This is a genomic window from Pseudomonas sp. LBUM1674 (assembly GCF_059695635.1).
This window is the reverse complement of record NZ_CP166779.1, coordinates 400534-411152: the sequence shown is the minus strand read 5'-3', so window position 1 is coordinate 411152 and position 10619 is coordinate 400534. Positions and strand designations below refer to the sequence as shown.

13 protein-coding genes and 1 pseudogene are annotated in these 10619 nt (G+C 54.8%); 8 read left to right on the top strand and 6 right to left on the bottom strand.

The features are described from left to right. Nucleotides 1-24: 24 nt before the first annotated feature. From ACA067_RS01940 to ACA067_RS01920, 5 genes are read left to right on the top strand one after another with little or no spacing between them, the layout of a single operon-like run. Entirely contained in the window at nucleotides 25-507 is a 483-nt protein-coding gene (locus ACA067_RS01940; RefSeq protein WP_497460379.1) for a hypothetical protein, read from the top strand. After that, nucleotides 504-1700, top strand: a complete 1197-nt coding sequence (locus ACA067_RS01935; protein ID WP_497460378.1) for a beta-ketoacyl-[acyl-carrier-protein] synthase family protein — start codon at nucleotides 504-506, stop codon at nucleotides 1698-1700. Before ACA067_RS01940 ends, ACA067_RS01935 begins: the two co-directional genes overlap by 4 nt. Beyond that, nucleotides 1697-2158 (top strand): hotdog family protein, encoded by a 462-nt coding sequence (locus tag ACA067_RS01930; RefSeq protein WP_497460377.1) that lies wholly within the window; start codon nucleotides 1697-1699, stop codon nucleotides 2156-2158. The genes ACA067_RS01935 and ACA067_RS01930 overlap by 4 nt, the downstream gene beginning before the upstream one ends. Next, nucleotides 2155-2883: a 3-oxoacyl-ACP reductase FabG gene (gene fabG / locus ACA067_RS01925; RefSeq protein ID WP_497460376.1), complete on the top strand. Its 729-nt coding sequence runs from the start codon at nucleotides 2155-2157 to the stop codon at nucleotides 2881-2883. Before ACA067_RS01930 ends, fabG begins: the two co-directional genes overlap by 4 nt. Beyond that, nucleotides 2883-4109: a beta-ketoacyl-ACP synthase gene (locus ACA067_RS01920; RefSeq protein ID WP_497460375.1), complete on the top strand. Its 1227-nt coding sequence runs from the start codon at nucleotides 2883-2885 to the stop codon at nucleotides 4107-4109. The genes fabG and ACA067_RS01920 overlap by 1 nt, the downstream gene beginning before the upstream one ends. Before the next feature lie 232 nt (nucleotides 4110-4341). Here the strand turns inward: ACA067_RS01920 and ACA067_RS01915 are convergent, their stop codons facing one another. Next, nucleotides 4342-4725, bottom strand: coding sequence for a type II toxin-antitoxin system PemK/MazF family toxin (locus ACA067_RS01915; RefSeq protein ID WP_497460374.1), 384 nt, complete (start codon nucleotides 4723-4725; stop codon nucleotides 4342-4344). A gap of 237 nt (nucleotides 4726-4962) precedes the next feature. On the opposite strand from ACA067_RS01915, the gene queC reads away from it, so the two are divergent. Further along, on the top strand, nucleotides 4963-5652 hold the full coding sequence (queC, locus tag ACA067_RS01910) for a 7-cyano-7-deazaguanine synthase QueC (protein WP_497460373.1): 690 nt from the start codon (nucleotides 4963-4965) through the stop codon (nucleotides 5650-5652). A 59-nt stretch (nucleotides 5653-5711) separates the two neighbouring features. On the opposite strand, the gene ACA067_RS01905 is transcribed toward queC, so the two are convergent. Together ACA067_RS01905 and ACA067_RS01900 are read right to left on the bottom strand one after the other, a co-directional pair. After that, the gene (locus ACA067_RS01905; protein WP_497460372.1) at nucleotides 5712-6590 is read right to left on the bottom strand and encodes a queuosine precursor transporter; all 879 of its coding nucleotides are present in this window, start codon (nucleotides 6588-6590) and stop codon (nucleotides 5712-5714) included. Further along, complete coding sequence (locus tag ACA067_RS01900) at nucleotides 6580-7179, bottom strand: helix-turn-helix transcriptional regulator (protein ID WP_497460371.1); 600 nt, start codon at nucleotides 7177-7179, stop codon at nucleotides 6580-6582. Before ACA067_RS01900 ends, ACA067_RS01905 begins: the two co-directional genes overlap by 11 nt. A gap of 405 nt (nucleotides 7180-7584) precedes the next feature. Between ACA067_RS01900 and ACA067_RS01895 the strand changes: the two genes are divergently transcribed. After that, nucleotides 7585-7968, top strand: a complete 384-nt coding sequence (locus ACA067_RS01895; RefSeq protein ID WP_497460370.1) for a DUF6124 family protein — start codon at nucleotides 7585-7587, stop codon at nucleotides 7966-7968. 37 nt (nucleotides 7969-8005) lie between these two features. Then, nucleotides 8006-8260, top strand: coding sequence for a hypothetical protein (locus ACA067_RS01890; protein WP_497460369.1), 255 nt, complete (start codon nucleotides 8006-8008; stop codon nucleotides 8258-8260). Between the two features lie 65 nt (nucleotides 8261-8325). Here ACA067_RS01890 and ACA067_RS01885 read toward each other — a convergent pair. From ACA067_RS01885 to ACA067_RS01875, 3 genes and pseudogenes are all read right to left on the bottom strand, one after another. Then, nucleotides 8326-8612, bottom strand: a pseudogene (locus ACA067_RS01885) (addiction module antidote protein). A gap of 183 nt (nucleotides 8613-8795) precedes the next feature. Beyond that, entirely contained in the window at nucleotides 8796-9134 is a 339-nt protein-coding gene (locus tag ACA067_RS01880) for a DUF6124 family protein (RefSeq protein ID WP_497460368.1), read from the bottom strand. Nucleotides 9135-9640: 506 nt separating this feature from the next. After that, on the bottom strand, nucleotides 9641-10543 hold the full coding sequence (locus ACA067_RS01875) for a LysR family transcriptional regulator (protein ID WP_497460367.1): 903 nt from the start codon (nucleotides 10541-10543) through the stop codon (nucleotides 9641-9643). Nucleotides 10544-10619: the final 76 nt, after the last annotated feature.

The window sequence follows — 10619 nt, the reverse complement described above, 5'->3', positions numbered from 1 at the left end:
CAACCGCCTTGAAGGTAAAGCCTGATGATTCGTTTTTTGCTCCTGGGTTGTGTCCTGTTGCTGAGCGCCTGCGCCAGCCAGGCGCCCCTGCCCGAGCAAGCCCCGAACCTGGCGCTGCCGCTGCAATTGCACATCCAGCGACTCGAGGCCGGCCAACGCCAGGACTGGGTGCTGGTGATCCAGCGTGAAGACCTTGGCATTCGCTGGTCGATGATGGACTTGTTAGGCATTCCGCAAGCACGCCAGAAACTGGTCGATGGCCAGTGGCAGTCCGATGGTCTGCTGCCGCCCAATCCGCAAGCGCGAGAACTGTTCGCCGCGCTGCTGTTTGCGCTGACGCCCAACGATGAACTCTCAGGCAACTACCCCACGGCCTGGCAACATGGTTCGCAACGATCCCTGCCTTCGCGCTGGGACGTCCGTTATTCACAACCGATGAGCTTTGAATTGAACCTGCCCAAAGGCCCGATTTATCAAGTCACGCCCCTCAGCGGGGACGCGCCATGACGGCTTATCTGAACGCCCTCGGGGTAGTTTGCGCCTTGGGCCGCGACAAGCACGAAGTCGCCAGCAACCTGTTTGCCGGCGACTGCTCCGGCATGCGCAACGAGGCGGGCTGGGTGGCGGAGCGCTCGCTGCCAGTGGCGGCTGTACACACTGAGTTGCCGCCGATTCCACCTGAGCTGTCCGAGCAAAGCAGTCGCAATAATCAATTGCTGATGCAAGCCGCGCTACAAATTCGCGAAGACATCGAGCGAGCGATCCAGACCTACGGCCGCGACCGTATCGGTATCGTTCTGGGCACCAGCACGTCGGGCATCGATGAAGCCAGTCAAGGCCTGGCGCATTACATTCGTGAGCATGAATTCCCTGCCGATTACGACTATCAGCAGCAGGAACTCGGCGCGCCCGCGAACTTCCTCGCCGACTGGCTGCAATTGAGCGGTCCGGCCTATGTGATTTCCACCGCCTGCACCTCCAGCGCCCGGGCGCTGATGAGTGCCCAGCGCCTGTTGGATCTGGGCCTTTGCGATGCCGTGTTGTGCGGCGGTGTCGACACGTTGTGCAAACTGACCCTCAACGGGTTCTCGGCCCTGGAAGCGGTATCCGGGCAACGCTGCAATCCGTTCTCGGTCAACCGTAACGGCATCAACATCGGCGAAGCGGCGGTGCTGTTTCTGATGACTAAAAGTGTCGGAGACGGCCAGCCGATTGCCCTGCTGGGCAGCGGCGCCAGCTCCGATGCGCACCACATTTCCGCACCGGAACCGACCGGCCGTGGTGCCTTGCAAGCCATGCGCAAGGCCTTGAGCCGCGCAAACCTGCAACCCGGGCAGATCGCTTACCTGAACCTGCACGGCACCGCCACCCAACACAACGACGCCATGGAAAGCCTGGCGGTGACGGCGCTGTTCCCCCATGGCGTACCCTGCTCCTCGACCAAACCGATGACCGGCCACACCCTGGGCGCTGCCGGCGCCCTGGAAGCAGCGTTCTGCTGGCTGAGCCTGAGCACCGACAACCGCGAGCACGCCCTGCCGCCCCATATCTGGGATGGCCAGCCTGACCCCGAACTGCCGGCCCTGAAGTGGGTGACCCCGGCCGATCGCCTGACGTCCATTGCACCTCGCTACCTGATGAGCAACTCCTTTGCCTTCGGTGGCAATAACGTCAGCCTGATTATCGGAGACGCCCCATGATTGACTGGCCGCTCGCCGAACTGCTGCCCCATGCTGGCGACATGATCCTGATCGAACATATCCTGTCGTTCGATGACGAGCAGATTCACACTCGCCTCACCGTCAGGCCCGATGGCCTGTTCAGCTGTCCCGATGGCAGCCTGCCGGCCTGGGTCGGTATCGAATTGATGGCCCAGAGCGTTGCCGCCTATGCCGGCTGCCATGCGCGCCAGCGCGGCGATGCGGTAGCGCTGGGGTTCCTGCTCGGCACGCGTAAATTCGAGTGCAACGTCGAACACTTTCCCGTCGGCACCGAGCTGACCATCCATGGGTTGCGTTCGCTGGAGGACGACAACGGCATGGGCGTGTTCGAATGCCACATCAATGCTCCCGGCATTCACGCCACCGCCCGTCTGAACGTGTTCCGCCCGCCACAGGCCGCCCACTATCTTCATGAATCCCAAGGAGTCCAGTCATGACTGAATCCGTACTGGTCACTGGTTCCAGCCGTGGCATCGGCCGCGCCATCGCGTTGCGTCTGGCCCGGGCCGGGCATGACATCGTGCTGCATTGCCGCAACGGCCTGGCGGACGCCATCGCGGTGAAAGCCGAGGTGGAGGCCTTGGGGCGCACTGCGCGCATCCTGCAATTCGACGTGTCCGACCGCGCCCATTGCAAAGCCATTCTTGAGGCCGACGTGGAAACCCACGGCGCCTATTACGGCGTGGTGTTGAACGCCGGCCTGACACGCGACGGTGCTTTTCCGGCCCTGAGCGAGGAGGATTGGGATGTGGTGATGCGCACCAATCTCGACGGTTTCTACAACGTGCTGCACCCGGTAATGATGCCGATGATTCGTCGTCGCGCCGCCGGGCGCATTGTCTGTATTACCTCGGTGTCCGGCTTGATCGGTAACCGTGGCCAGGTCAACTACAGCGCCTCCAAGGCCGGTTTGATCGGCGCGGCGAAGGCATTGGCGATCGAACTCGGCAAGCGCAAAATCACCGTCAACTGTGTCGCACCCGGCCTGATCGACACCGCGATGCTCGACGAAAACGTGCCGGTGGAAGAACTGATGAAAATGATCCCCGCACAGCGCATGGGCACGCCTGAAGAAGTGGCTGGCGCGGTGAATTTCCTGATGTCGGCGGAAGCCTCGTACATCACCCGGCAGGTACTGGCCGTCAATGGAGGCCTGTGCTGATGAAGCGCGTCGTCGTCACCGGCATGGCCGGCATCACTTCACTGGGCAGCGATTGGGAGATCATCGCCGGCAACTTCGCAGCCAACCGCAGCGGCATCCGCCGGATGGACGAGTGGGATCGCTTCACCGAACTCAACACGCGCCTGGCCGGGCCCATCGATGACTTCAAGGTGCCAGGGCACTGGACCCGCAAGCAACTGCGCAGCATGGGCCGCGTCTCGCGGCTTGCTGTGGGTGCTGCCGAGCAAGCGTTGGCCGACGCCGGATTGCTGGGCAACGCATTGATCAAGGACGGGCGCATGGGTGTGGCCTGTGGCTCGTCCACCGGTAGCACCGACGAGATCAAGGCATTCGGCAACATGCTGCTCAACTCGGTGGCCGAGGGCCTGAACGCCAACTCCTACGTGCGCATGATGCCGCACACCACCGCAGCGAACATCAGCATCTTTTTCGGCCTGACCGGACGCCTGATTCCGACCTCCAGCGCCTGCACCAGCGGCAGCCAGGGCATCGGTTACGCCTACGAGTCGGTCAAGTTCGGGCGCCTGCCGCTGATGCTCGCCGGCGGCGCCGAAGAGCTGTGCCCCACCGAGGCCATGGTGTTCGACGCGCTCTACGCCACCAGCCTGAAAAACGATGCCCCGCAGACATCCCCACGCCCATACGACAGCGCCCGCGATGGCTTGGTGATCGGTGAAGGCGCCGGGATGCTGGTCCTCGAAGAACTGGAACACGCCTTGGCTCGCGGCGCGCATATCCATGCCGAACTGGTCGGTTTCGGCAGCAATGCCGATGGCCAGCACGCCACCCGTCCAGAGCAGTCCACCATGCGCCGGGCCATGGAGCTGGCCCTGGAAGATGCCGGTTTACAGCCTTCGGACATCGGCTACGTGAACGGCCACGGCACGGCAACCGAACAAGGCGATATCGCTGAAACACTGGCGACCAGCAGTCTGTTCGGCGAACACATGCCGATCAGCTCGCAAAAGAGCTTCCTCGGCCACACCCTGGGCGCCTGCGGTGCGCTGGAGTCCTGGTTCAGCATCGAAATGCTCAACCGCGACCTGTACGTCCACACCTTCAACCTCGACGACGTCGACCCGAACTGCGGCAAGCTCGATTACCTGCGCGGCGAGTTTCGGCAGATGAGTAATCAGTATGTGATGAACAACAACTTTGCGTTTGGCGGGGTGAATACGTCGCTGATTTTTCGGCGGTGGTCGTAACCGGGTCGTTCAACGTTTTCAGTAACACCAGAACGACAAAGGGCGCCTTTCGGCGCCCCTTCACAAACAGGTCGGCTTGTCATCGCCCTTAACCTGCCTGGCTCTGCGATGGCTGGTTGCCCAGGATCCTCAGAGTCTCACAAGCCCCTTTCGGGAACATGGATAGTATTGCCTGGAATGGAGTGATGGACAACAGATGGCAACTCGCCTGTCTGTGCCGAATTTGGCCCCATCACAGACCCAGCGCCTTACGTACCGCGATTTTGATTGCGTAAAACTCATCTGTATCAAGTTGTAAAATGACGTAAACACGCTTTCCCTGGCGATCTCGGCGTTTGATCCGGTCGAGTCGGGACAGGCTCACGGTCGCAACCATGTCGCATTTTGCCCAACAGACCGGACTGGCGCCTTGAAGATGACTTTGAAGTTCCAGATGGTGCTCAAGCATATGATTCGGGGCGGTGGTACTCAGCGGCACAACGGTTACCAGCAAGCTATTGGCCCTGTGTTTTCGTATAACGACAACGGGCCTGATCTTGACCATTTCAGGGACTTCATAGCCCCTGAAGTCGCAGATCAGCACGCTGCCTTCCTTGGGTTGATAGAGAAGTGGCATCCATGACACTCGTCAAAAGAAATCGATTCTGCCAAGAATCAGGCAAAGCACTAAGTCGAATGCGTTACCTGGAGTGTCTCCTCATGAAGGAGGTTCTCGGCAGAGTCCCAGCAAGGAATTGACACAAAAGGAAAACGGAGCAGGTCTTTTCGGAAATTTCCCACAGCGAGAGTTTTAGCTTCCCGGTAGGGTCAATGCACCAGCTACATGGCGGGGCCACCCCAAGGATGAAAAAACATGACCACAAAAGCAGTTATCGTTTTCAGCGGCGGACAAGACTCAACCACCTGCCTGATCCATGCTTTGCCGAGATACGATGAAGTTCATTGCATCACCTTTGATTATGGCCAGCGACATCGAGCGGAAATTGAAGTCGCACAACAGCTTTCCAAAGAGCTTGGCGTGGTGGTTCATAAAGTACTAAACACCTCACTGTTAAATGAGTTGGCCATCAGCAGCCTGACGCGGGATAACATCCAAATAACGAGCAGTTCCGGGGACGGTCTACCAAGCACCTTCGTACCTGGCCGAAATATTTTGTTTTTAACCTTGGCCTCTATTTATGCCTATCAAGTGGGCGCTGAAACTGTCATCACCGGTGTTTGTGAAACAGAATGCTCGGGCTACCCTGATTGTCGCGATGTGTTTGTTAATACACTGAATAAAGCCATCGAATTGGGCATGGACTATACATTGCGCATTGACACACCTCTTATGTGGCTGAACAAGGCGGAAACCTGGGCGCTAGCCGATTACCACAAACAACTAGACCTTATCCGCCACCATACCCTTTCTTGTTACAACGGCATAAAGGGAAGTGGGTGTTCAAACTGTGACGCCTGCAATCTTCGCGCAAAAGGACTGAATGAGTTTCTTGAAAACAGAACGGAAATCATAAAAAGTCTAAAAACCAAACTAAAATTATAAAAAATAGCATATTCAAAAGAGGGGCGGGCATGCGACAAACAGCTAGCACGCCCCTAGCATTACACCGTCTTGGCACCTGCTATATATTTTTTAAAAAATGATCTTGCTCCGTAGGCTGGCAAAACGTTGAAGACAGCGAAACACATTTTTATAGCTATCTGAGCATAGATCAAATTCAGTATATCGCTGTTTGGCATAATGCCGTAAAACGCAATATAGCAAAAAAGGAAACTATCTATTATCACTGCAAAAAAAGTACTGAAAAACACTCTCAAAAATAGAAACCTGGAACTTGTTAGCTCTTTTATTTTACAAAGCAAATATGAATTGACGTATTCAGAAAAAAGAAAAGAAACTGATGACGCCACCAACACCGACGACACATGACTCATAACTTCGGCGTATGGCGCATCTAATTTCCAGTCAGGCATCCCGGGGAGATAAGTGACCGCATTTAGCAACATAACAATTAAGGCATTACTTCCAAAAGCGAACAACAGTGCTCTTCTCGCAAGTCTAAGCCCGTAAGTTTCGTTCAACAAATCAACTACTAAAAACGTCAATGGATAAAGGAAGACAGCAGGAGGAACAACAAGATCAAGCATTTCAAAATAAACAAGTCTTGTTGCGGCAATATTTGTGAAAATATAAAGCACAAGCAAAAGCAAATTTAGTACAACGTAAATCATCCAAGACCGCTCATTACGATCATTAATGTCGTAGGTAGTTACCGCAACCCCTCTGGAGTAATATTTCCTGTATATATCCTTCACCTCTGCTCTATTTAAATTATCTATTATTTCGCTTCTCAACACCTCGCTTAATTTTATTTTAATAATTTTTCCGGTAGATATGACCATCACCACAACAAGATTTTTATTTTTTTCAAATCCTAATAATTTATATTTGCTATTTTCAACCTCATTATTATCCACCATTAAACCTCTCTTCCAACACTTCCCCCACAACACAAACAACATCAGAATCAAAAAACGACTCATTGGTGACTGATAGTTTTTTAGTTATTTTGTCGTACACCAATTTTTCTCCATTGCTACTTGACGCCCCCTTCTTCACTATCAAGAGATCTCCTGGCTCGTTGACCCCAGAAATTTCGTTCTCCAGAAGCACACCTATTAGGTTGCAGGCTGTGCCGAAGTAATAGGTCAGAGGATGAGTTACGGCCAGCTCACCAATCCTCTTATCCAGATTCTGAATCAACAAACTCTCTTTAATTACGGGCACGGCCGCTGGATTCATATTTCCCTGCGGGGAGACACTACTCTCTATTATTTCTTTTTCTTCAAAGTCGATAGTTTCTATTTCCTTATAAGACACTCCAAAAAAATCTGATATTTTACGAATAGTGGATTGCTGTACATTGATGACCCTACCCTCCAGGATATTGTAGATGGTCGTCCTGGTCAAACCACTAGAGTTGCACAAAGACAATCGTGTTTCTCCGCGACTTCTTATTAAGTACTTAATGTTGTTCTTTAGCTTTTCTGTTTTGTCTTTCTTATGCATCAAATAATTACCATTTGCTCATATTTTTCACAAACTGCGCACCCATTTGAGTACTGCACAGGCGCCTCGCTGTGAAGCCAGCATGCTATATACCCAGGCCCGACACAAAAGCAATATTACAATCACACCAAACAAATGTTAGATAATGTTTCACTGTTTTAGCTCGACCAATCGCTAAACGGATATTGACTACCCCACTTAATGAAACTTCCCACAGAACTTTCTTACAGTTTCTTCTTGCAAAAAACTCCCAGACACACATGAATCATTTAATTACACACACGTTCATTTATTTGATTAAAAAAATGGACTTTTCTGGTAGTAATTCTGCTGGCCTGTCACCGCCAACCAATCCTGATTAACGGAATGGGATTGGCATTTATTAACCTTGCAAGGAGCTCCAGCATGACAAAACCCACCCACAACTCTTCGAAAGCGCCCGATACATCGGCCTTCGACACTATCGATATATCCAAACTCTCCGAGATCACTGAGCCCCTCGTCAGTGCACGCCTGCGCAATCCAAACCGCCCCGACCCTGTCAGCCATGTCTTTACCATCCTCCCGAATGTCGACACGGAATCCCTGCTCTGTCATGCCTGTGAAACCCTGGCCTCCCTGAATGTCATGAGCACCGATCTCGCCTGTGAACTGGAGGGCTCTCGTCGCAATGTGGCGTTAGCGATCCAGCAACTGGCCGCAATGGGCGAGTTGTTGGTCAATCGAGCGCTGGACAACCTGGACCCTCCCGAAGGGTTGCCTGAGGCTCCGTTCCCCCATCACCCTTGAAGTAGTTGCGTTCTGCACCACATGGAGGTTTTTTATCATGGATCGATATATGCCTATCACCGGCATCGACTGCACCATCGCGTCGTTGGTGATCGACACCGAAGCACCATTGGACGTGTTGCACGAAACGGCGGCTTATCGCATTCGCACTGCGACCCAACTATTGGAACACTACGCGTTTGAAGAGGGGGTCCACAGTGACCTGGCGCGGGTGCTGGTGACTTCATTGCGCGATGGCTGTGATTTGATGGACGTCGTCGGTAGACGACTGCAGAAGCAGGCTTCGGTGTAAAAAGAAAAGGGGCGCCTTCGGCGCCCCTCCACAAACTCTCCCTTTGCCATTTTTGTTTCGGCAAGTCAGGTACTGGCGTGTAACTTCAATCCTAAAGCCTTTACGACTTTAAGGATCGTACCGAATTCGGGATTTCCTTCTCCCGACAAGGCACGGTATAGGCTTTCCCGAGGAGCCCCGCATCCCGCGCGACCTGAGTCATACCGCGAGCACGTGCAATGGTCCCGAGAGCTTTGGCGATGAATGCTGGATCATCTCCCGCCTCTTCCATACAAGCGTCCAGATAATTAGCCATGTCCTCTTCGGTCTTGAGGTACTCGGCAGAGTCCCAGCGAGCGAGTTGTTCGGTCATGGATTTTGCTCCTGCCAGGTTTTTGCAATGAACTTGGCTTGTTTGATGTTTGATCGCTCCCACGCTCTGCGTGGGAATGCAGGCCTGGGACACCCCGCGTCCCATCCAGAGCGGACACGGAGCGTCCGTTGAGGCATTCCCACGCGGGAGCGTGGGAACGATCAGTTGTGCAGCGGTCATGGCCTATTCGCGTGGATCAAGGTTATCCAACACCCGATTCACTGCCAGCTCACCCAGCATGATCGACTGCTGAATCCCCAACAGTGTGTTGCATTGCGATCCGTCCAGATACCTCGCGAAGTCACTCGCCATGACATTCGCTGATGCCAGGGATTCGCAGGCATATTCCAGCAAGGTTTGATTGTCGATACCGGGGGCAATGAGGAAGATCGGGCTGGGTACGCGTTGTGTTTGGTTGAGGGTCGCCGCGCGGTCGGCGGCTTCGTCGCGCGGTTCTGAATCGGTTGATTCGGATAAAGCGGCCGGATCGGTGTCCGGCGGATTTGTAGTCGAATTGAGCATTCCTGGATACCAATGTCAGGGCGACCATCATCGAGCTACTAAACAAGAGGTGGTAGCTGTACGCAGGTTAGTAGACCGGGAATCCAGGAAGCCGGCGCGCCCGAGAGCGCCCTACGCACAGCCACCATAAAGTGCAGGGATGGGATACCTGACTGTCTGATGCGCTATACGCCCTGGAAAACAACAGGCTACTAAACCCGATCACTGGAAATCAGTGACGCGAATCAAGTTACCGGCGGCCTCCAAGGCGCACAAGCCGGCGGATTCTGGGGTAGTTGTAGGTAATGCCGCAAGGTACTGTAGCCTTTCCAAGTTACTTCGGAAACATCCCACAGCAAGCGGTATATCTTCTGACAACTGCCGCTTTTTTGGTGTTCTTGCGGGCGCTTTCGCGGGCAAGCCCGCTCCTACAGGGGTTCGGCTGTGTGGCGAATTTCGTGTTCACTCCGCTGAACACTGTGGCGGGCTTGCTCGCGATTGACTCGGGCCGCATTCGGACGCCGCAGTCACGGCTTCAGCGGCTCAACCTTGCGCGTCAGCAATTCTACAAACGCCTTGGCCATCGGCGACTTCTGATCCTTGCGCTGCACCAGCCACACCGCCGACACAGCCGCTGGATCCAGCAACGGCCGATACACCACACCCTCAATGCGCATCTGCTGATAAGACGCCGGCAGTACCGATACCCCCAATCCCGCCGCGACCAAACCGATGATGGTCATCGCCTCGCCCGCCTCTTGCGCGAAGTGCGGGCTGAAGCCGGCATCGCGGGCCAGGCTGAGTAATTGCGCGTACAGGCCGCTGCCGTAGCTGCGCGGGAAAAATACGAAGGGTTCCAGGGCCAGGGCCGAGAGGAATAATCCTTTTTCGCTACCGGCCACCAACGGATGCTTGGAGCTGAGGACCGCCACCAGTGGCTCGCGCATCAGCTCCACCATGCTGAGTGAGTCGGGCAAACTCAGCGGCCGCATGATTCCAACCTCGATCGATCCGTCCACCAGGGCGACGGCCACCTGGGTGCTGCTCATTTCCCGCAGATTCAAGTGCACTGCCGCAAACCGCTGGCGAAAAGAAAAGATGGCCTGAGGGATAGTCGAGTTGAAGGGCGCAGACGAGGTAAAGCCAATCTTCAGTTCACCCAACTCACCCAGCTGCGCCCGCCGTGCAACATCCGCGGCTTTATCCACCTGTGCCAACACCAACCGCGCCTCTTCCAGAAACAATCGACCGGCCTCACTCAGCTCGACCCGACGATTGGTTCGTTCGAACAGCCGCGCCCCCAGTTCCTCCTCCAGCGCCTGGATTTGCTGGCTCAGCGGCGGTTGCGAAATGCCCAGCACCTGGGCGGCGCGGCCGAAATGCAGTTCTTCGGCAACGGCGATGAAGTAGCGCAGGTGACGCAATTCCATGAAAACCTCATTAGGTCGCAAAACCTCTCAAACAGGTCGAACAATATATTGGATTGAATCATTAGCTAGCTATATG